This window comes from Pseudomonas sp. PA27(2017) (assembly GCF_001945445.1).
Classification (GTDB): domain Bacteria; phylum Pseudomonadota; class Gammaproteobacteria; order Pseudomonadales; family Pseudomonadaceae; genus Aquipseudomonas.
In genome coordinates, this window is the sequence record NZ_MSXW01000023.1 from 95,359 (window position 1) to 116,357 (window position 20,999).

General features: G+C 62.6%; 18 protein-coding genes and 1 pseudogene. 10 read left to right on the forward strand and 9 right to left on the reverse strand.

All coding sequences use genetic code 11. The features are described 5' to 3' along the window. Positions 1-89 precede the first annotated feature (89 nt). From BVH06_RS12835 to BVH06_RS12845, 3 genes are read right to left on the reverse strand one after another with little or no spacing between them, the layout of a single operon-like run. Positions 90-896 carry a DUF3325 domain-containing protein gene (locus BVH06_RS12835; RefSeq protein WP_075928994.1) on the reverse strand — a complete coding sequence of 269 codons (807 nt, stop codon included), beginning with the start codon at positions 894-896 and terminating at the stop codon, positions 90-92. Beyond that, complete coding sequence (locus tag BVH06_RS12840; protein WP_075928995.1) at positions 893-1,189, reverse strand: DUF3649 domain-containing protein; 297 nt, start codon at positions 1,187-1,189, stop codon at positions 893-895. Before BVH06_RS12840 ends, BVH06_RS12835 begins: the two co-directional genes overlap by 4 nt. After that, positions 1,186-2,832: a PepSY domain-containing protein gene (locus tag BVH06_RS12845; RefSeq protein WP_075934310.1), complete on the reverse strand. Its 1,647-nt coding sequence runs from the start codon at positions 2,830-2,832 to the stop codon at positions 1,186-1,188. Before BVH06_RS12845 ends, BVH06_RS12840 begins: the two co-directional genes overlap by 4 nt. 316 nt (positions 2,833-3,148) lie before the next feature. Here BVH06_RS12845 and glyQ point away from each other — a divergent pair, with 316 nt between their 5' ends. The 10 genes from glyQ (at position 3,149) to BVH06_RS12895 (ending at position 13,795) form a co-directional block, all read left to right on the forward strand. Beyond that, positions 3,149-4,096, forward strand: a complete 948-nt coding sequence (glyQ, locus tag BVH06_RS12850) for a glycine--tRNA ligase subunit alpha (protein ID WP_073263672.1) — start codon at positions 3,149-3,151, stop codon at positions 4,094-4,096. After that, complete coding sequence (gene glyS, locus BVH06_RS12855) at positions 4,093-6,147, forward strand: glycine--tRNA ligase subunit beta (RefSeq protein ID WP_075934311.1); 2,055 nt, start codon at positions 4,093-4,095, stop codon at positions 6,145-6,147. Before glyQ ends, glyS begins: the two co-directional genes overlap by 4 nt. Positions 6,148-6,335: 188 nt before the next feature. Beyond that, the gene (gene gmhB, locus BVH06_RS12860; RefSeq protein ID WP_075928998.1) at positions 6,336-6,869 is read left to right on the forward strand and encodes a D-glycero-beta-D-manno-heptose 1,7-bisphosphate 7-phosphatase; all 534 of its coding nucleotides are present in this window, start codon (positions 6,336-6,338) and stop codon (positions 6,867-6,869) included. 35 nt (positions 6,870-6,904) lie between these two features. Further along, positions 6,905-7,681: a 1-acyl-sn-glycerol-3-phosphate acyltransferase gene (locus BVH06_RS12865; RefSeq protein WP_075928999.1), complete on the forward strand. Its 777-nt coding sequence runs from the start codon at positions 6,905-6,907 to the stop codon at positions 7,679-7,681. A 369-nt stretch (positions 7,682-8,050) separates the two neighbouring features. Further along, positions 8,051-8,668, forward strand: coding sequence for a CDP-alcohol phosphatidyltransferase family protein (locus BVH06_RS12870; RefSeq protein WP_075934312.1), 618 nt, complete (start codon positions 8,051-8,053; stop codon positions 8,666-8,668). Between the two features lie 10 nt (positions 8,669-8,678). Continuing rightward, positions 8,679-10,436: a bifunctional alpha/beta hydrolase/class I SAM-dependent methyltransferase gene (locus BVH06_RS12875; RefSeq protein ID WP_075934313.1), complete on the forward strand. Its 1,758-nt coding sequence runs from the start codon at positions 8,679-8,681 to the stop codon at positions 10,434-10,436. Then, the gene (locus BVH06_RS12880; RefSeq protein ID WP_075934314.1) at positions 10,436-11,785 is read left to right on the forward strand and encodes a phosphatase PAP2/dual specificity phosphatase family protein; all 1,350 of its coding nucleotides are present in this window, start codon (positions 10,436-10,438) and stop codon (positions 11,783-11,785) included. Before BVH06_RS12875 ends, BVH06_RS12880 begins: the two co-directional genes overlap by 1 nt. Then, positions 11,775-12,230, forward strand: a complete 456-nt coding sequence (locus tag BVH06_RS12885) for a hypothetical protein (RefSeq protein WP_075934315.1) — start codon at positions 11,775-11,777, stop codon at positions 12,228-12,230. The genes BVH06_RS12880 and BVH06_RS12885 overlap by 11 nt, the downstream gene beginning before the upstream one ends. A gap of 10 nt (positions 12,231-12,240) precedes the next feature. Continuing rightward, the gene (locus tag BVH06_RS12890; RefSeq protein WP_075934316.1) at positions 12,241-12,861 is read left to right on the forward strand and encodes a lysophospholipid acyltransferase family protein; all 621 of its coding nucleotides are present in this window, start codon (positions 12,241-12,243) and stop codon (positions 12,859-12,861) included. A 1-nt stretch (position 12,862) separates the two neighbouring features. Next, a complete protein-coding gene (locus tag BVH06_RS12895; protein WP_075929005.1) occupies positions 12,863-13,795 on the forward strand; it encodes a phosphatidate cytidylyltransferase in 933 nt (310 codons plus the stop codon). Between the two features lie 120 nt (positions 13,796-13,915). On the opposite strand, the pseudogene BVH06_RS12900 reads toward BVH06_RS12895, so the two are convergent. From BVH06_RS12900 to dnaA, 6 genes and pseudogenes are all read right to left on the reverse strand, one after another. Beyond that, positions 13,916-14,202, reverse strand: a pseudogene (locus BVH06_RS12900) (type II toxin-antitoxin system RelE/ParE family toxin). Further along, entirely contained in the window at positions 14,192-14,431 is a 240-nt protein-coding gene (locus BVH06_RS12905; RefSeq protein ID WP_075929144.1) for a type II toxin-antitoxin system RelB/DinJ family antitoxin, read from the reverse strand. The pseudogene BVH06_RS12900 and the gene BVH06_RS12905 overlap by 11 nt, the downstream one beginning before the upstream one ends. Before the next feature lie 131 nt (positions 14,432-14,562). After that, on the reverse strand, positions 14,563-16,980 hold the full coding sequence (gene gyrB, locus BVH06_RS12910) for a DNA topoisomerase (ATP-hydrolyzing) subunit B (RefSeq protein ID WP_075929006.1): 2,418 nt from the start codon (positions 16,978-16,980) through the stop codon (positions 14,563-14,565). 3 nt (positions 16,981-16,983) lie between these two features. After that, the gene (recF, locus tag BVH06_RS12915; RefSeq protein WP_027904128.1) at positions 16,984-18,087 is read right to left on the reverse strand and encodes a DNA replication/repair protein RecF; all 1,104 of its coding nucleotides are present in this window, start codon (positions 18,085-18,087) and stop codon (positions 16,984-16,986) included. A gap of 136 nt (positions 18,088-18,223) precedes the next feature. Continuing rightward, positions 18,224-19,327 carry a DNA polymerase III subunit beta gene (gene dnaN / locus BVH06_RS12920; RefSeq protein WP_027904129.1) on the reverse strand — a complete coding sequence of 368 codons (1,104 nt, stop codon included), beginning with the start codon at positions 19,325-19,327 and terminating at the stop codon, positions 18,224-18,226. 35 nt (positions 19,328-19,362) lie between these two features. After that, positions 19,363-20,865, reverse strand: coding sequence for a chromosomal replication initiator protein DnaA (gene dnaA / locus BVH06_RS12925; protein WP_075929145.1), 1,503 nt, complete (start codon positions 20,863-20,865; stop codon positions 19,363-19,365). Between the last annotated feature and the right edge of the window lie 134 nt (positions 20,866-20,999).

Genomic DNA, 20,999 nt, shown 5'->3' on the forward strand with positions numbered 1-20,999 from the left:
TCGGTGAGGGGCGAGGGGAGACTATAACCGCGCATTGCCGCAACGGGTGCAATCCGCCTCGGGAACGCGCCGCGCCCGAAGCCGGCCACTCAGGATTCGTCCTTCAGGTAGGCCGCCAACTCGGGCGATACCTTGTCGATATCCACAGCGGCGTGGTGCACGCTGCCGTCCTTGCCTTCGACGGTCAGCCACAGCCCGTCGCTGACCCTGGCCTTGGCGGGAATCTGGATCTCCACCCGGCGATCCCAGCGCTCGCCGCTGAACACCAGGCCGGCGGCCCGCAGCGAGCGCGGCTTGCGGATCTTGAGGTAGGCCGCGCGGATCTGGTCGTCGCAGCGCTCGCAGAAACGCACTTCGAAGGCCTTGAAGGGCGTACCCAGTACCTGATGCGGCGCCTTGCGCTGGGCCTGGGCGAGGGCGAACGGCCAGGGCCCGACCTGGCCATGTACGGCTTCATCGCTATGCAGTGGTTTCGGCGCAGCGCTCAGCAACAGGCCGAGCACCACCACGGGCACCAGCAACAGCAACGCTGTGGCAGCGCGGCGCAGGCCTAGCAAGCGTTCGGCTGGTGGCTGCATGGCCGGATGCTTGTCGCGACGCGGCGGCGCCTTGGCGGGCTCGCGCTGCCCGGGCCACTTGGGCAGGTAGAAAGCCAGCACCACGCCGGCGACCGACAGCCAACCGAACCAGGCGGCCGCGCCGATGCTCCAGCCCAGCTGCCCCAGGCTCAGCACCAACGCCGCGGCCAGCAGCAGCCAGCCGAAACTGCGCAGCGCACGCATCCACCATGGCGAGAGCACGCGATGCAGCAGCTGCCGGCAGTGTTTTTCCATGGCCAGCGCCAGGGCGATGAAACCGCCCAGGCTGGCCAGCAGAAGAGACAGGTTGAGGATCATCCCGCGCCTCCCGACTGCAACGCCCAGCACGACAGCGCTGCCACGCCAGTGGGGATCAGCATGCCCAGCCAGGCGCGGGTCACGCTGCGTACGCTGAACACCCAGATCACCGCCACGGCATACAGGGTAAAGCTGAGCATGGTGGCGGCCAGCACGGCCTGGCTTTTCGGCAGCGGCCAGATCAGCGCCAACAGCACGGTCAACGCCGAGGCCAGTGCATAGCCGCCCAATGCTGCCGCCAGTACCCGCGAGGCGACCGCCCAGCGATAGGCGGCTGTCGAACCCTTCTTCATGCCAGCGCCTCCTTGCTGCTCGGCGCCATAGTCGCGTCGGCCTTCAGCCAGCGGCGGCGGATCTTCATGGCAGCGTAGGCGAACAGCGCCGCCAGGCCGAACATGCTCAGGTCGAAGCCGGCCAGCACCCAGTCGCCTTCGGCAAGGGTCACGCCCAGGTGGCGATCCGTGGTCAGGGCGTTGAGTGCCGGAATCAGGGCATAGGCCGCCACCGCCATCCAGGCCAGTTCCAGCCAGGCTCTCTTCAAGGGTCGCAGCGCGGCGTAGAGGAACAGCCAGCCCCACGTCAGGAACAGGCAGTGCATTTCCCAGGCGGCGCGGTCGGCCATGCCCACCGGCAACAGGCGATTGGCCCAGAAGTAGGCGGCGACCGCGATCGGCAGGCCGACCAGGGTACCGGCATTGAGCACCTCCACCAGGCGCAGGCCATAGGCGTCGAACAATGCCGCTGCATCGTTGCGCTTGCGGTGCTGGTGGCGCCGTTTGACCGTCCACAATACCAGGCCGGTGCCGATCATCGCGCAACCAAGCAGGCCTGCGATGAGGTACAGCCAACGCAGCCACCAGTCGGCGAACAGCCCCTCATGCAGACCATAGAAGGTGTCCAGCGTCGTAATGGTGGCGTTGGGCTGACGGTCATAGACGATCGGCGTGCCATTGACGGCATCGAAACTCATCACCTCCGGGTCGTAGATGTTCACCCGCCCACCAGGCATTCGTTGCACATCGACGCGGGCTGGCTCGCCCTTGACCTGACGGATGGTCAATGCCGCCACACCCGGCGCCTGCCACGTGGCCTCGGCGCGCTGCAGCAGCGGTTCGAGGTCGGCCTGTGGACGACGGGCCGGCAGATACTCGCGCCGGTCTCGCTCGTAGAGCTCGTCGTACATCGCCCGACGCTGCAGGTCACTGGTGCCATAAACGACAGCGGCGCCGGCCGGCATGTAGTCGAACGTATAGAACAGCAGCCCGCTGTAGGTGATCATCAGAAAGAAGGGCAGGGCCATGACGCTGACCACGTTGTGAGCGTCAAGCCAGGAACGCTGGCCCTTGCCAGGCCGGAAGGTGAAGAAATCCTTGAAGATCTTCTTGTGGGTGATCACCCCGCTGAGGATCGCCAGCAGCATAAGCAGGGTGCATACGCCGACGATGTAGATCGCCACATCGTAGGGAATGTAGTGCAACGCATAGTGCATGCGGTACAGCGTGGTACCACCACCGGTTTCCCGTGGTTCGATGCCCTGGCGCAACAGACCGGTTCGCGCGTCCAGGTCTTCGTATCCGCGGCGCCCGTAGTCGTGACCGCGCTCTGGAAGGTCCTCCCAGGCAATTTCCAGGCCCTGGTCACCGCGAAAGCGCAACGGTGTGTGCGGCAGGGTGATGGTCCACGATTGCGCCTTGGTGGCCACCTGCTCCAGGCGGGCAAGGGCCATTTCGATCATCCGCCCACGCTCGACGCTCTCGACGCTCTCGACGCTCTCGACGTGCACCTGCAGCGGCCGCTCGGGCTGCATCCAGCGGGTGATCTCATCGTCCACATAACCGGCGGTGCCGGTCACGAACACGAAGAACAATACCCAGCCCACCACCAGCCCCGTCCAGGTATGCAACCAGGCCATGGACTGGCGAAATCCCTCTTTCATCGATACACCTTGCCTGCTGCTCTGTACACGATCAGGCCCCCGGCCGTGGGGCGGCTGATCGACGACGGCTGCCGTTGTGCACCGCAAACGGCAGCGTTTCCCTATAAGACGCGCGAGCACCGCCAAACCCGCAGGTCGACCAGGCAGATTTTTTCCAGTGCACGGGCGGGTGGCGTGAAAACCCATCGCCAGCGCCAGCAGCCTGCCATCACCCGAGTCGCACTTTCATCAGTCGAGACGGCGCAGCATGCGGGCTGCGCCTTGCTTCGGGTATACTCTCCGGCTTTCTGTCGCAGCCCCAACAGGTGAATTTTTCGTGAGCCAGACAACGCCTGCCGTGCGCACCTTCCAGGACCTGATCCTCGCCCTGCAACAATACTGGGCAGAGCAGGGCTGTGTGGTACTGCAACCCTATGACATGGAAGTGGGCGCCGGTACCTTCCACACCGCCACGTTCCTGCGCGCCATCGGCCCGGAAACCTGGAACGCCGCTTACGTGCAGCCATCGCGCCGCCCCACCGACGGCCGCTACGGCGAGAACCCCAACCGCCTGCAGCACTATTACCAGTTCCAAGTGGTGCTCAAACCGAACCCGGAAAACTTCCAAGAGCTGTACCTGGGCTCGTTGAAGGCCATCGGTATCGACCCGCTGGTGCACGACATCCGTTTCGTCGAAGACAACTGGGAATCGCCGACCCTCGGCGCCTGGGGTCTGGGCTGGGAAATCTGGCTCAACGGCATGGAAGTCACCCAGTTCACTTATTTCCAGCAAGTCGGCGGCATCGAGTGCTACCCGGTAACCGGCGAGATCACCTACGGCCTCGAGCGCCTGGCCATGTATATCCAGGGCGTCGACTCCGTGTACGACCTGGTATGGGCTGACGGCCAGTTCGGCAAGGTGACCTACGGCGACGTGTTCCACCAGAACGAAGTGGAGCAGTCGACCTACAACTTCGAACATGCCAACGTCGAGAAGCTGTTCGAGCTGTTCGACTTCTATGAAAGCGAAGCCAACCGCCTGATCGAACTGGAACTGCCGCTGCCGACCTACGAGATGGTCCTCAAGGCTTCGCACACCTTCAACCTGCTGGATGCCCGCCGCGCCATTTCGGTGACCGCGCGCCAGCAGTACATCCTGCGCGTGCGCACCCTGGCCCGCGCCGTGGCGCAGAGTTATCTGCAGGCCCGTCGCCGCCTGGGCTTCCCGCTCGCCGCCCCCGATCTGCGTGATGAAGTACTGGCCAAGCTGGAGGCAGCAGAATGAGTGCGCTCGATTTTCTGGTTGAACTGGGCACCGAAGAGCTGCCACCCAAAGCCCTGAAAACCCTGGGCGAATCCTTCCTCGCCGGTATCGAGAAAGGCCTCAAGGCCGCCGGCCTGAGCTACCGTGGCGCACGTTACTACGCCGCGCCGCGCCGCCTGGCCGTGCTGGTCGAGCAACTGGCCACCGAGCAGCCGGACCGCACCGTCAACCTCGACGGCCCACCCGTACAGGCCGCCTTCGACGCCGAAGGCAACCCGACCCAGGCCGCGCTGGGCTTCGCCAAGAAGTGCGGCGTGGAATTGTCGGCCATCGACCAGAGCGGGCCTAAGCTGAAATTCAGCCAGCACATCCCTGGCCAGCGCGCCTACACGCTGCTGCCCGGCATCGTGGAAAACTCGCTGAACGAGCTGCCGATTCCCAAGCGCATGCGCTGGGGTGCCCGCAAGACCGAATTCGTACGCCCGAGCCAATGGCTGGTGATGCTGTTCGGCGATCAGATCGTCGACTGCGAGATCCTCACCCAGAAGGCCAACCGTTTCTCCCGCGGCCACCGCTTCCACGCCAACCATGAAGTGCGCATCTCTGCGCCCGCCATGTACGCCCAGGAGCTGCGCGCCGCCTACGTGATCGCCGACGTCGCCGAGCGCCGCGAGCAGATCGCCAAGCGCATCGAACAGCTGGCCGCCGAGCAGCAGGGCACCGCCATCGTGCCGCCGGCGCTGCTCGACGAAGTCAGCGCCCTGGTCGAATGGCCGGTGCCGCTGGTCTGCTCCTTCGAGGAGCGCTTCCTGGAAGTACCCCAGGAAGCACTGATCACCACCATGCAGGACAACCAGAAGTACTTCTGCCTGCTCGATGCCGACGGCAAGCTGCTGCCGCGCTTCATCACCGTGGCCAACGTCGAGAGCAAGGACCCGAGCCAGATCATTTCCGGTAACGAGAAGGTCGTGCGCCCGCGCCTCACCGACGCCGAGTTCTTCTTCAAGCAGGACAAGAAGCAGCCGCTGGAAGCGTTCAATCAGCGCCTGGCCAACGTGGTGTTCCAGGCTCAGCTCGGCACCGTCTACGACAAGGCCCAGCGCGTCTCGGCCCTGGCCGGCTTCATCGCCGGGCGTATCGGTGGCGACGCCAAGCGTGGTGCCCGCGCCGGCCTGCTGAGCAAGTGCGACCTGGCCAGCGAAATGGTCGGCGAGTTCCCGGAGATGCAGGGCATCGCCGGCTACTACTACGCGCTGAACGACGGCGAGCCGGAAGACGTCGCCCTGGCCCTGAACGAGCAGTACATGCCACGTGGCGCGGGCGCCGAGCTACCGAGCACCCTGACCGGCGCGGCGGTGGCCCTGGCTGACAAGCTCGACACCCTGGTCGGCATCTTCGGTATCGGCATGCTGCCCACCGGCAGCAAGGACCCCTACGCCCTGCGCCGCGCTGCGCTGGGCGTGCTGCGCATCCTCATCGAGAAGGGTTTGGAGCTGGATCTGGGCGCCACCGTCGAGTTTGCCGTGCGCCAGTACGCCAGCAAGGTCAAGGCTGCCGGCCTGGCTCCGCAGGTGCTGGAGTTCATCTTCGACCGCCTGCGTGCGCGCTACGAAGACGAAGGCGTGGATGTGTCCGTCTACCAGGCCGTGCGCGCCGTGAACCCGCTGTCGCCGCTGGACTTCGACCAACGCGTGCAGGCCGTACAGGCCTTCCGCAAGCTGCCTGAAGCCGAAGCACTGGCCGCCGCCAACAAGCGTGTGTCCAACCTGCTGAGCAAGGCCGACGGGCAAGTGGCGAGCAGCATCGAAGCTCACTACTTCGATACACCGGCCGAGTTCACCCTCAACGCTGCGATCCAGAAGGCCGACAACGCCGTGCAGCCACTGGCGCAATCGCGTCAGTACCGCGAGGCGCTGGCTCAGCTGGCTTCGCTGCGCACGCCGGTGGACGCCTTCTTCGAAGCGGTGCTGGTCAACGCCGAAGACCCCAAGGTTCGTGCCAACCGCTATGCGCTGCTGGCTCGTCTGCGTGGGTTGTTCCTGGGCGTCGCCGACATCTCGGTACTGGGCTGATGACCTTGCCCGGCCCACGCAGGGCCGGGCACTAACAGGTTGCTGAAAAACTACTTGCGTTGCTATCGCGGCGTTAAAAGCAGGCTCCAAATGCTCATGTACTACTCGTACACTCCGCTTTCTCGCCTGCTTTTGCCTTGCGCTAGCTGCCTCACCTACGTTTTTCAAAAACCTGCGAAGGAACATGCGTGAAGCTGATCATTCTGGACCGCGACGGGGTCATCAACCAGGATTCCGACGCCTATATCAAAAGCCTCGAGGAGTGGATTCCGATCCCCGGCTCCATCGAGGCCATCGCCGCGCTGAGCAAGGCGGGCTGGACCGTGGCCGTGGCCACCAACCAGTCCGGCATCGCCCGCGGCTATTACCCGCTGAGCGTGCTGGAAGCCATGCATGCGCGGTTGCGTGAGCTGGTGGCGGAGCAGGGCGGTGAAGTCGGCCTGATCGTGCAATGCCCCCACGGCCCGAACGACGGCTGCGATTGCCGCAAGCCCAAGCCTGGCATGCTGCGCCAGATTGGCGCGCACTATGATGTGCCGCTCGCCAGCGTGTGGTTCGTCGGCGACAGCGCCAGTGACCTGGAAACGGCGCTCGCCGTCGACTGTCAGCCCGTGCTGGTGAAAACCGGCAAGGGCGAACGCACCCTGGCCAAAGCTGTTCTGCCAACCGGCACCCTGATATTCGACGACCTGGCGGCCGTGGCTGCCCGGCTTCTCACTTGATAGCGCAGGCACGCCCTGCCACGGTAATCGCTCCCATGTCGCCAGTGCAGTCCCTCAGAACCGTACTCTTCTACCTGCTGCTGTCTTCCAGCTCGTTCGTCTGGTGCATCATCAGCGTGTTCGTCGCACCCTTCCTGCCGTTCCGTGCCCGCTACCGCTTCGTGGTGCAGGCCTGGTGCCGCAGTGCGGTCTGGCTGGCCAAGGTGGTTGCCGGCATCAAGTACGAGGTCACGGGTGCAGAAAACGTCCCTGAGCGCCCCTGTGTGATTCTCGCCAAGCACCAGAGCACTTGGGAGACCTTCTTCCTGTGCGCCTACTTCGAGCCGTTGAGCCAGGTCATCAAGCGCGAACTGATGTACGTGCCGTTTTTCGGCTGGGCGCTGTCCATGCTCAAGCCCATCGCCATCGACCGCAGCAACCCCAAGGCCGCACTCAAGCAACTCGCCCAACAGGGCCGTACGCGTCTGGAGCAGGGCGCTTGGGTGCTGGTGTTCCCGGAAGGCACGCGCATTCCCGATGGCCAGATCGGCAAGTTCTCCCGCGGCGGCACCGCTCTGGCGGTGAACAGCAATCTGCCGGTGCTGCCGATTGCCCACAACGCCGGGCAGTTCTGGCCGAAGGACGGCTGGAGCAAGAAACCGGGCGTGGTACAGGTGGTGATCGGCCCGGCGATGTACGCCGAGGGCGAGGGCCCGCGGGCAATCGCCAACCTCAACGATCGCGTCTTCGAATGGGTCAGCCAGGCCCAGTGCCAGATCGGCGCGCTCAACCCACAGACAGAAGCGGTGGAAACGGCCAACGATCTAGCCTGACGCGTTCTGTGGATAACCTGTTGAGCAATTTCCCATTTAATTGAGTTTTCGCATCCAGGGTACTGATAAATAAGGATTTTTATAGGTACCCATTCTGTCGATAAAGTGGGCATAAGTTTTTTGCGCGGCACATGACGATGTTCACGTTGGCATATCGCCTGGCAGGGGCCTAAACGGCTAAGCTGACGCAAATTATTGCAGAACGTGTTCACAGCCTCGCGAGCTATCGCGGTTTAAGGCAAGCGCGGGCGAGGAAGCGGAGTTTACTGCGGTAAATGAGCATCTGAAGCCCGCGTTAAACGCCGCAGCGCGGACGCGCAGCAGGCTGTGGCACGTTCTGAGAAACATGGCGAAACGGAGTTCGTGTTCATGCTTTCGATCTATCAGTTGAAACCTCGCTTTCAGAATCTGCTGCGCCCCTTGGTGCAACGCCTCTACGACCGTGGCGTCACTGCCAACCAGGTGACGCTGGCCGCTGCCATGGTGTCGGTGCTCATCGGCCTGCTGTTGGCGCTCTTTCCCGACCGCCTCTGGCTGTTCGCACTGATCCCGCTGTGGATGATTCTGCGCATGGCCCTCAACGCCGTGGACGGCATGCTGGCCCGCGAGTTCGGCCAGCAATCCACTTTGGGCGCCTACCTCAACGAACTGTGCGACGTGATCGCCGATGCCGCCCTGTTCCTGCCTTTCGCCTTGCTGCCTGGCGTGTCGCCGACCTTGGTCGTGGTGCTGGTGCTGTTCGCGCTGATCAGCGAGTACGCCGGGGTAATGGGCCCCATGGTCGGCGCCTCACGCCGCTACGACGGCCCGATGGGCAAGAGCGACCGCGCCTTCTGCTTCGGCGTGCTCGGTGCCGGGGTCGCCAGCGCGCTGCTGCCGCTGGGCTGGATCGATCCGATTCTGGCGGTGATCACCGCGCTGCTGCTGTACACGCTGTTCAACCGCGTACGCCAGGGTCTGGCGCAAGCGTCTTCTTCTGCGCAATAGGAATGCCTCGATGACTGAAGTTCGCTCCAATTCCTTCACGACCCACGACGGCGTAAGCCTGTTCTACCGGCACTGGCCAGCGGAGGCTATGCAGCCGGAGGCAGCCCGCCGCGCTATCGTGATGTTTCACCGCGGCCACGAGCATGGCGGGCGCATGGCCCACCTGGTCGAGGAACTGGGCCTGCAGGGCTTCGACTTCTTCGCCTGGGACGCCCGTGGCCATGGCGAATCGCCTGGGGAGCGGGGCGACAGCCCGAGCTTCGCCACCAGCGTGCGCGACGTGCAGACCTTCATCGACCATATCGCGGCCACCTACGGTATCGACACCGCGGACATGGTGGTGCTGGCCCAGAGCGTTGGCGCCGTGGTGATTTCTACCTGGGCCCACGACTATGCACCGAAGATCCGTGCTCTGGTGCTCGCCTCACCAGCCTTCAAGGTCAAGCTGTACGTACCCTTCGCTCGCCCGGGCCTGAAGCTGATGCGCGCCTGGCGCGGCAATTTCTTCGTCAACAGCTACGTGAAGGCCAGGTTTCTCAGCCACGACCCGCAGCGCATCGCCTCCTTCGAGGCCGACCCACTGATCAGCCGACCGATTTCGGTGAACATGCTGCTGGGCCTCTACGACGCTGCCGAACGTGTGGTCGCCGATGCCCAGGCGATTCAGATTCCCACCCAGTTGCTGATCTCCGGCAGCGACTTCGTGGTGCACCGCAAACCCCAGGAGCAATTCTTCGCACGTCTGGGCAGCCTGGACAAGGAAATGCACATCCTGCCCGGGTTCTTTCACGACACCCTGGGCGAGCGTGATCGTGCCCATGCCCTCAGTCGCGTCCGCCGATTCGTGCTCAAGGCGTTCGAGCAGTCGCTGCAGCGCCCTTCACTGCTCAATGCTGACCGACTCGGCTGGAGCTGTGCCGAAGCCGAAGAGCTGGCGGCGCCGCTACCAGTAAACTCCCCGCGCGACCTTTACTGGCGCGCTACGCGGGCCAGCATGCGCCTCGGCAGTAACCTTTCCGCTGGTGTGAAACTGGGCTTCGAGACTGGCTTCGATTCGGGCAGCACCCTGGACTACGTGTACCGCAACACGCCGACCGGTAGCTCGCCGATTGGTCGGCTGATCGACCGCAACTACCTGAACTCCATCGGCTGGCGGGGCATTCGCCAGCGCAAGGTGCACGCCGAGGAGCTGCTGCGTCTGGCCATGGGCAAACTGCGCGAGAGCGGCAGCGAGGTGCGTATCGTCGACATCGCTGCCGGTCATGGCCGCTACATCCTCGAAGCACTGGAGCAGGGCAACGACAAGCCGGATTCGATCCTGCTGCGCGACTACAGCGACATCAACGTACGTGACGGCTCGGCATTGATCGAGCAGAAAGGCCTGGGCAGAATCGCCCGCTTCGTCAAAGGCGACGCTTTCGACAAGGCCGACCTGGCAGCGCTGGATCCCAAACCGACCCTGGCGGTGGTCTCCGGCCTCTATGAACTGTTCGCCAGCAACGCGATGGTCAGCAACTCGCTGGCTGGTCTGGCCGAGGCCTTGGAAGAGGGCGGTTACCTGATCTACACCGGCCAACCCTGGCACCCGCAATTGGAGCTGATTGCCCGTGCCCTGACCAGCCACCGCGGCGGCGAAGCCTGGGTGATGCGCCGGCGCAGCCAGGCGGAGATGGACCAATTGGTCGAGGCGGCCGGTTTTCGCAAGATCACCCAGCGCATCGACGAGTGGGGCATCTTCAGCGTGTCCCTGGCGCAGCGGGTGTCCTGATGGCGCCCGTAGCGGTCGCCCCGGAAACCGGCCTATGGAAGCGCGGCGTACTCTGGCTGCTGCTGCTCGCGCCGCTGTTCTTTGGCACCTACGGCTTCGCCAACGGTTACACCGCCCAACGCGACGACGTCGGCAGCCTGGTGTTCGGCTGGGAGCGGCAGATTCCCCTATGGCCGTGGACGATCATTCCCTACTGGTCGATCGACCTGCTCTACGGCCTGGCCTTCCTGCTACCGGCTACCCGTACTGCGGTGGATCGCCTCGGCCTGCGACTGCTCACCGCGCAGGTGATCTGCATCACCTGCTTTTTGCTCTGGCCGTTGCGTTTCACCTTCGACCGGCCGGCGCTGGATGGGCTGTTCGGGCTGATGTTCGATGTGCTGATGGGTTTCGACAAACCGTTCAACCAAGCGCCTTCGCTGCATATCACCCTGCTGGTGGTGCTCTGGGCGTGCTTTGCTCAGCACGCCAGTGGCCTGCGGCGCGTGGTTGTGCACATCTGGTTTTTCTTGATCGGCCTGTCGGTACTGACCACCTGGCAGCACCATTTCATCGACGTACCGACCGGCATGCTCGCCGGCTTCCTGTGTCTATGGCTGTGGCCCAGCGAAGGCCGCAGCCCGCTGCTGACCTGGCGCCTGGCACGTGATCCGAAGCGCTGGCGGCTGGCCCTGCGCTATGCCTTTGGCGCGGCTTTGTGCAGCGCGCTGGCGATCCATTTCAGCGGCGCGGCCCTGTGGTTGCTGTGGCCGGCCTTGTCGCTGCTGATGGTGGCGCTCAATTACGCGCTGTTCGGCGCCGCGGGTTTCCAGAAGCGTGCCGATGGCCGCCTAAGCGCCGCCAGCACCTGGCTGTTGGCCCCCTATCTGGCCGCCGCCTGGATCAATTCCCGTGCCTGGACGCGCAAGCATCCGCAGCCCGATGAAGTGGCCGATGGCGTATGGCTGGGGCGTATTCCCGGCAGGGAGGAAGCGCAGAACTTCGCCGCCATCGCTGATCTCTGCGCCGAGCTGCCGTGCCGGGTCGAGGGCAAGGCCTACCGCGAACTGGGCAACCTCGACCTGATCGCCCCCAGCAGCAAACATTGCCTGCAGGCGGCCCTGGCCATCGAGGATCTGCGTCGTCACGGGCCGGTGCTGGTGTGTTGCGCCCTGGGCTACTCACGCAGCGCCACCGCCATCGCCGCCTGGTTACTGCACAGCGGTCGCTGCAGGAGCGTCGCAGAGGCCGTTTCGACGCTGCGCCAGGCTCGCCCACAGGTCGTACTGGGAAGCGTGCATCTGCAGGCGCTGGAAGGCCTTCCAGCGCCATACTTATCCACAGACGGAGGCGTGCTGCATGGCCAGTGAGATGCACCTCAGGCTGATCGCCGCCATGCTGCGCCGCGGTAAAGCCCTCGACCGCGCATCCAGCGCCCTGAGCCTGTTGGCGCTGGTCATCGGTCTGGGCCCCTTGCTCGGTTTCATGGCGCTGAGCACGGGCGCGGCCGTATGCATCGCACTGCTGGCGTGCGGGCTGATCCAGAAGTATTACGCCCTGCGCGTCGCCCTCGATGCCGAGCTGCTCGCCAGCCTGGCTGCAGCGCCCGAGCAGCTGGATCGGCGTACCGCAGAGCTCGACCAGGCGCTGGCGTCCCTGGGCCGCCAGATCGAGCCAGCGCGCAGCTGGGAACAACGCACCCAGGGTGCCGTGCGCCTGCTGCGTTTGCAGGCGCTGTGGCTGGCTCTGCAACTGTTGGTCGCACTGGCAGCCATCGTGCTGATGCCATGGCTCTCACACATTCGATTCGGATAAGGACTCTGTCATGCTCGCCTCGCTGGTCGCCTTTATCATCACCTCTGGTGCGCGACTGCTCACCGGTGCTCGAGCCTTATGGCTCGGCAGCACCGCGCAGCCGGTTCAACGCATCTACTACGCCAACCACAGCAGCCACGGCGACTTCGTGCTGCTCTGGGCATCGCTGCCCGCCGAGCTGCGCAAGCGAACCCGCCCGGTGGCCGGCTCCGATTACTGGATGAAGGGCGCACTGCGCAGCTTTCTGATCCAACGCGTGTTCAACGGCGTGCTGGTCGATCGACAACGCAGCGACCCCGGCGCCAACCCGCTGCAGGCGATGCTCGATGCGCTGGGCGAAGGCGACTCACTGATCGTCTTTCCCGAAGGCACGCGCAACCTCGAAGACGGCCTGCTGCCGTTCAAGAGCGGCCTCTACCACCTGGCCAAGGCACGCCCGGATGTCGAGGTGATTCCGGTATGGATCGCCAACCTCAACCGGGTGATGCCCAAGGGCCGTGCCTTGCCACTGCCGTTGCTGTGCACCCTGAATTTCGGCGCGCCACTGGGCATGGGTGAGGAGGAGGGCAAAGACGCCTATCTCGAACGCGCCCGCAACAGCCTGCTGGCCCTGGCTCCCGAGGAGGCTTGAGATGGATCGTAATACCTTGCTGCTGTTCGCCGGTATCGGTGGCCTGCTGTTGCTCGCCAGCCTGATCGGCTGGTTGCTCAAGCTGCGTGCCGGCCCAGGGCCCCATTCGGTCATCGACAACCTCAACGCACGCATCAATGCCTGGTGGGCGATGGTGGCGGTGATCGGCTTCGCTTTCCTGTTCGGCAATATCGGCGTGGTGGTGCTGTTCTACTGCGTGTCGTTCTACGCCCTGCGCGAGTTCATGACGCTCACCCCCACCCGGCGCAGCGACTACCCGGCGCTGGTTGCCGCCTTCTACTTCGCGCTGCCGATGCAGTACCTGCTGATCGGCATCGGCTGGTACGGCCTGTTCGCCATCTTCATTCCAGTCTATGTGTTTCTGCTGCTGCCGATCCTGTCGTCTCTGGGTGGTGATACCACACGCTTCCTCGAACGCACGTCCAAGGTGCAGTGGGGCCTGATGATCGCGGTGTACTGCATATCCACCGTACCGGCGCTGCTGACCCTGGAGATCGCCGGCTATGAAGGCCGCAACCTGCTGCTGATCGCCTGGCTGGTGATCGTCGTGCAGATCTCCGACGTGCTGCAGTACGTGTGCGGCAAGCTGGCCGGAAAGCGCAAGATCGCCCCCAACCTGTCGCCGTCGAAAACCGTGGAAGGCTTCTTTGGCGGCGTGGCCCTGGCCACCCTGGTCGGCGCCTCGCTGTACTGGATCACCCCGTTCGCCTTCTGGCAGGCCGCCCTGTTCGCCCTGCTGGTGTGCCTGCTCGGCTTCGCCGGCGGCCTGGTGATGTCGGCGATCAAACGCGACCGCGGCGTGAAGGACTGGGGCCACATGATCGAGGGCCACGGCGGCATGCTCGACCGCCTCGACTCGGTCTGCTTTGCCGCGCCGGTGTTCTTCCATATGGTGCGTTACTGGTGGGGCTGAGGCTCGCTTCAGCCAAGCGGGTCTTTGCTACCAGAAGCGCAGGCTAAACCTGAGTAGCGTCGGCCTCGGCGAGAAATGACCGGGGCCATCTCGGGGTCTCGATCAATACAGAACACGTAGCTAGCTGAACCGGTCACTTGCCTTGCGGTAGGCCTTCTCTCGATCGCGGCGGTCGACAGCGATTACCAGAACCACCACTTCCTCATCGAGCACCTGATACACCACCGGTAGCCGCTATTGCGCAACTTGATCTTGTAGCAGTCGGGTAGCGAGCTTAGGCGGCTCGCTTCGATTCGTGGGCTAAGTAGTATCTCAGCCAGTTTTTTCTTGAGCTGTTGTCGAACGGTATCGCCCAGCTTGTTCCACTCCTTGAGTGCGCGCGCGTCGAACTCCAGGCTATAGATCATCCAGCGTTACCTTGACGCGCTGAGGGGCTGCGAGACGCTCCCGGACAGTAGCAATCAATGCTTCATCTTCTTCAGTCATCAACACCGGGCGAAATGGCAGTTGCCCACGCTCGGCAACGTACTGCAAGGCTTGACGCATAAGTTCGGAGGGAGTGACGCCGAGTTTTTCCAGCTCGCGAAAAGCACGAACTTTGAGTTCGTCGTCGATACGGATATTGATGGAAGCCATGGCTTCAGACTCTGTAATGACAATTGTCATTACGATGCCAGTCTTGCACAGGCTTGGCAACCGAGCTAACAGGCTGTCTGCTGGCCGGTAGAAGAGGGGGCTACCAGAACGGTAGCCCCCTGAAGCGATGGTCAGACGTCGAGGTTAGACACCGCCAGGGCGTTGGTCTCGATGAAGTCACGACGCGGCTCGACTTCGTCGCCCATCAGGGTGTTGAAGATCTGGTCCGCGGCGATGGCGTCCTCGATACGTACCTTGAGCATGCGGCGCACTTCCGGATCCATGGTGGTTTCCCACAGCTGGTCCGGGTTCATTTCGCCAAGACCTTTGTATCGCTGGATGCTGTGGCGCTTGGTGCTTTCGGCCATCAGCCAGCTCAGGGCTTCCTTGAAGGTGGTGACCGGCTTCTTGCGCTCGCCACGCTGCACGTAGGCGCCTTCTTCCAACAGACTGTTCAGCTGGTCGCCCAGGCTGGTGACGGTCTTGTAATCGTTGCTGGTGAAGAAATCACGGTTGAAGGTGATGTAGCTGGAGTTGCCGTGGGAGATCAGCTCGACCTCGGGCAGCCACAGGTGGCGCTCGGTGTCTTCGCGCAGGCTGGTCTTGTAGGCCAGGCCGGAACGCTCCATGGTTTTCAGGCGAGCATCGAACTTCAGGCGCCAGGCTTCCATGACGTCCTGGTCGGCGAGCATCTCCTGGGTCACGCCTTGCAGGTAGACGAAGTGCTCGGTGATCTCTTCCGGGTACAGGCGCGACAGACGCTTGAGGGTCTTCATCACCGTACGGTAATCACCGACAAGGCGCTGCAGGGACTCACCGGAGAGGCCAGGGGCCGCTTCGTTGACGTGCAGGCTGGCGTCTTCCAGAGCCGACTGGGTCATGTATTCCTCCATGGCCTCGTCGTCCTTGATGTATTGCTCCTGCTTGCCCTTCTTGACCTTGTACAGCGGCGGCTGGGCGATGTAGATGTAGCCGCGCTCGACCAGCTCCGGCAGCTGACGGAAGAAGAAGGTCAGCAGCAGGGTACGGATGTGCGAACCGTCGACGTCAGCATCGGTCATGATGATGATGTTGTGGTAACGCAGCTTGTCGATGTTGTATTCCTCGCGGCCGATGCCACAGCCCAGGGCGGTAATCAGCGTGCCAACCTCCTGGGAGGAAATCATCTTGTCGAAGCGCGCCTTCTCGACGTTGAGGATCTTGCCCTTGAGCGGCAGGATGGCCTGGGTCTTGCGGTTACGGCCCTGCTTGGCAGAACCGCCCGCGGAGTCACCCTCCACGATGTACAGTTCGGAGAGGGCAGGGTCTTTCTCCTGGCAGTCGGCCAGTTTGCCGGGCAGGCCAGCGATATCCAGAGCACCTTTGCGGCGGGTCATCTCGCGGGCCTTGCGGGCCGCTTCACGGGCGCGGGCAGCGTCGATCATCTTGCCGACCACCGCCTTGGCTTCGTTCGGGTGCTCGAGCAGGAAATCGGCGAAGTACTTGCCCATCTCCTGTTCCACCGCGGTTTTCACCTCGGAGGAGACCAGCTTGTCCTTGGTCTGAGAGCTGAACTTCGGATCCGGCACCTTCACCGAAATGATTGCGGTCAGGCCCTCACGAGCGTCATCACCGGTGGTCGAGACCTTGTGCTTCTTGGCCAGACCTTCCTGCTCGATATAGTTGTTCAGGTTACGGGTCAGCGCCGAGCGGAAGCCCGCCAGGTGGGTACCACCGTCACGCTGCGGAATATTGTTGGTGAAGCACAGCAGGTTCTCGTTGAAGCTGTCGTTCCACTGCAGGGCGACTTCCACACCCACGCCATCGTCACGCTGAACGTTGAAGTGGAACACCTGGTTCACCGCGGTCTTGTTGACGTTCAGGTACTCGACGAACGCCCGCAGGCCGCCCTCGTACTTGAACAGCTCTTCCTTGGCGGTGCGTTCGTCCTTGAGCAGGATACCGACACCTGAGTTCAGGAACGACAGTTCGCGCAGACGCTTGGCGAGGATGTCCCAGCTGAAGTGAATGTTGGCGAAGGTATCTTCGGACGGTTTGAAGTGGATCTGGGTACCCGTGCCATCGGTGTCGCCAACCGCCGCCAGAGGTGCCTGGGGCACGCCGTGGACGTAGGTCTGCTCCCAGATCTTCCCGCTACGGCGAATGGTCAGCACCAGCTCCTTGGAGAGGGCGTTCACCACGGATACGCCCACGCCGTGCAGGCCGCCGGATACCTTGTAGCTGTTGTCGTCGAACTTACCGCCAGCGTGCAGCACGGTCATGATGACCTCGGCTGCCGAGACGCCTTCTTCCTTGTGCATATCGACCGGAATACCACGGCCGTTGTCGCGCACACTGATCGACTCATCCGGATGGATGGTGATGGTGATCTCGCTGCAGTGGCCAGCCAAGGCTTCGTCGATGGAGTTGTCGACCACCTCGAAGACCATGTGGTGCAGGCCGCTGCCATCGTCGGTGTCACCGATGTACATGCCTGGCCGCTTGCGTACGGCATCCAGGCCTTTCAGTACCTTGATACTGTTGGAGTCGTACGTTTGGTTTTCGCTCATGCCTTACTCCCGGTGGTCGTGGGTCTGGGTGATACGCCCATGTTCCACGTGGAACATGGAAACTGGCGTATCCGTTTGCCAGCCATCGCTCAACAATTCATGGTCTACACAGGTGATGAATACCTGGCAGTTCAAATCTTCCAACAAACGACACAAGGCGCGGCGATGCTGTTCATCCAGTTCTGACGGCAGGTCATCCACCAGATAAATGCATTGGCCGCGCTTGGCCTGATCAACCAGATGCCCCTGGGCGATTCGCAAGGCACACACCACCAACTTCTGCTGGCCACGGGAGAGGATATCTGCCGCGTTGTGCGCACCCAACCTTAACCTGAGATCGGCGCGTTGCGGTCCGGATTGGGTGTGCCCAATCTGTTGGTCACGCAATAACGACGACGTCAGCACTTCACTCAGGGGACGCTCTTTATCCCATCCCCGGTAATAGCTCAATGTGAGCCCCTGCAGATCAACCAGTTCACTGAGGGTACGCTCGAAGACGGGCTTCAATTGCTGTATGTAGGATCGCCGAAAACTGTCTATTTCGTCGCTGGCCAAGCACAACTCGCGATCCCAGGCCGCTTGAGAAACGGCGTCAAGTGTACCACGGCGAAGCCAGGAATTACGCTGCTTGAGGGCCTTCTGCAGGCGCTGCCAGGCGGGCAGAAATCGCTGTTCCACGTGGAACACTCCCCAATCGAGGAACTGCCGGCGGATCTTTGGTGAGCCCTCAAGCAACCTGAAGCTATCCGGATTGATTAGCTGCAATGGCAACGTTTCGGCAAGCTGCGCAGCGCTACGCGCATTCTGCCCATCGATGCGAATTTGAAATTCACCCTGCCGATCCCGTGATACGCCGAGGTTGCTAAGCCGACCGTCATTTAGCTGCACCTGCCCGAACAAGGTACAAACCTGCTGCTCATACTGGATCACCGGCAGCAGGCGAGCGCTGCGAAAGGAACGCGCTAAACCGAGCAGGTGAATGCCCTCGAGCACGCTGGTCTTGCCGCTGCCGTTATCGCCATACAGGATATTGATGCGTGGCGAGGGCAACAGGGTCGACGGCTCAAGATTGCGAACGGCAGTGAAATTGATGCGGGTCAGGGACATGAACAGGCCGGAAGAGAAGGGCAGCGATCACGCCACCTGAAACGAAATCAGCCTTGGATGTTACGGATCAGAGCTGCATCCGAACACACCAAGGCTGATTATCTGACACTGGATAGCTGCCTTTCAGCAGCTTGAATTACAGACGCATCGGCATGACGACGTAAGCGGAGTCATCATTGTCGGCTTCCTGTACCAGCGCACTGCTGTTGGAGTCGGAGAGAATCAGACGCACCTGCTCGGTGGTCATCACGCCCAAGACGTCCAGCAGGTAGCTAACGTTGAAACCGATTTCCAGCGAGCTGCCGTTGTAATCGACGGCGATTTCTTCTTCCGCCTCTTCCTGCTCCGGGTTGTTGGCCTGGATTTTCAGCAGGCCAGCGGCCAGTTGCAGACGAATGCCGCGGTACTTTTCGTTGGACAGAATTGCGGTACGGCTGAAGGCTTCGCGCAGACCCTGACGGTCAGCCACCACCAGCTTGTCGCCACCACGGGGCAGCACGCGCTCGTAATCCGGGAACTTACCGTCGACCAGCTTGGAGGTGAAGGTGAACTCACCGGTAGTCGCACGGATGTGATGTTGGCCCAGGACGATGGACACTTCGCCGTCCTGTTCAGTCAGCAGGCGAGCCAGCTCGAGAATACCCTTGCGCGGCACGATGACCTGGTGCTTGCCGTCCTGCTGGATGGTCGCTTCCATGGAGCACATCGCCAGGCGGTGACCATCAGTGGCGACGGCACGCAGGATGCCGGTCTGCACCTCCAGCAGCATACCGTTGAGGTAGTAGCGCACGTCTTGCTGGGCCATGGCGAAGCTGGTGCGTTCGATCAAACGACGCAGTTTGCTTTGTACCAGGTTGAAGGTCAGCGAACCTGGGCCTTCCTCGACGGTGGGGAAGTCATTGGCGGGCAGCGTGGACAAGGTGAAACGGCTACGACCGGCCTTGACCAGCAGCTTCTGCTCGTCGACGCGGATGTCGATCAGTGCATCGGCGGGCAGGCTTTTGCAGATATCCATCAGCTTACGCGCCGGCACGGTGATCTCGCCAGGCTCGGCGGCATCTTCCAGGGCCACGCGACCGACCAACTCGACTTCCAGGTCGGTACCGGTCAGCGACAGTTGCTGGCCTTCGACAACCAGCAGAACGTTGGACAGAACCGGCAAGGTCTGGCGGCGTTCCACGACGCCGGCGACCAGTTGCAGGGGTTTCAACAGGGCTTCGCGTTGAATGGTGAAGTGCATGGTCTAGTCCCTTGCCTCGTGCATGGAGTTGCGTATCAAGTGGTCAGTGTACGCAGCAGGTTCTTGTAATCCTCGCGGATGTCCGCGTCGGATCCCCTAAGTTCAGCAATCTTACGACAGGCGTGCAACACAGTGGTGTGATCGCGACCGCCGAACGCCACGCCGATTTCCGGCAGGCTGTGGTTGGTCAATTCCTTGGACAACGCCATGGCCACCTGACGCGGCCTGGCGATAGAACGCGAACGACGTTTGGACAACAGATCGGTGATCTTGATCTTGTAGTACTCGGCCGTGGTGCGCTGGATATTGTCGATGCTCACCAACTTGTCCTGCAGGGCCAGGAGATCCTTCAGCGACTCGCGGATCAGTTCGATGGTGATGTCACGGCCCATGAAGTGCGAGTGGGCGATGACCCGCTTCAGCGCACCTTCCAGCTCACGCACATTGGAGCGGATACGCTGGGCGATGAAGAACGCTGCATCGTGGGGCAAGTCGACCTTGGCCTGATCGGCCTTCTTCATCAGGATCGCCACGCGCGTTTCCAGCTCGGGCGGCTCGACCGCCACGGTCAGGCCCCAGCCGAAGCGCGACTTCAGGCGCTCTTCGAGCCCTTCGATTTCCTTCGGGTAGCGGTCGCTGGTGAGAATCACCTGCTGGCCGCCCTCGAGAAGGGCGTTGAAGGTGTGGAAGAACTCTTCCTGGGAGCGCTCCTTCTTGGCGAAGAACTGGATGTCATCGATCAGCAGCGCATCCACCGAGCGGTAGAAACGCTTGAACTCGTTGATGGCATTCAACTGCAGCGCCTTGACCATATCGGCCACGAAGCGCTCGGAGTGCAGGTACACGACCTTGGCATTCGGGTTCTTCGCCAGCAGGTGGTTACCGACCGCGTGCATCAAGTGCGTTTTACCGAGGCCGACGCCTCCATAAAGGAAGAGCGGGTTGTATCCGTGCTTGGGGTTGTCCGCCACCTGCCAGGCAGCGGCACGGGCCAGCTGGTTCGACTTGCCTTCGACGAAGTTGTCGAAGGTGAAGGTGCGGTTCAGATAACTGGTGTGCTTGAGACCACCTTCTACCTGTACGTTACGCTCTGTCCGCGCCGGCGCCGCGACAGGCGTCGCACCGGCCATGGAATCGAAACTGGCCCGCGACGGCTCGGTCTGCACCGGCAGCTTGGGCGGTGGTGCGCTGACCTGAGGTGCAGGCGCAGCAGGTGCGGGTGCGGAAGACGACGGGTTGTTGTAGCTGGAGGCCGATGGCGAGGGCGTCAGTACCGCACGCGGCGCCGAACTGCGGCGGCTGCCGATCAGCAGCGAAATCGCCGGCACCAGACCGGTCGCCCGCTCACCGAGCAACTCGAGCATGCGGCCCATGTACTTTTCGTTGACCCAGTCGAGAACGAAACGATTGGGTGCGTAGACACGCAGCTCGTCGCCTTCGGCTTCTACCTGTAGTGGACGGATCCAGGTGTTGAATTGCTGGGCAGGCAGTTCATCGCGCAGGAGTTCCACGCACTGCTGCCAAAGTTCCACGGACACGGACATCCCCTGATTGAAAGCGCTGAGGCAAAAACAGCGCCTATTGTAGCTTCATGAGATCGAGTTATCCACATAGGAAGACCAATCAGTACATGTTAAATCAAGGTGTTAGGCAATTTGCCACATGTCGGAAA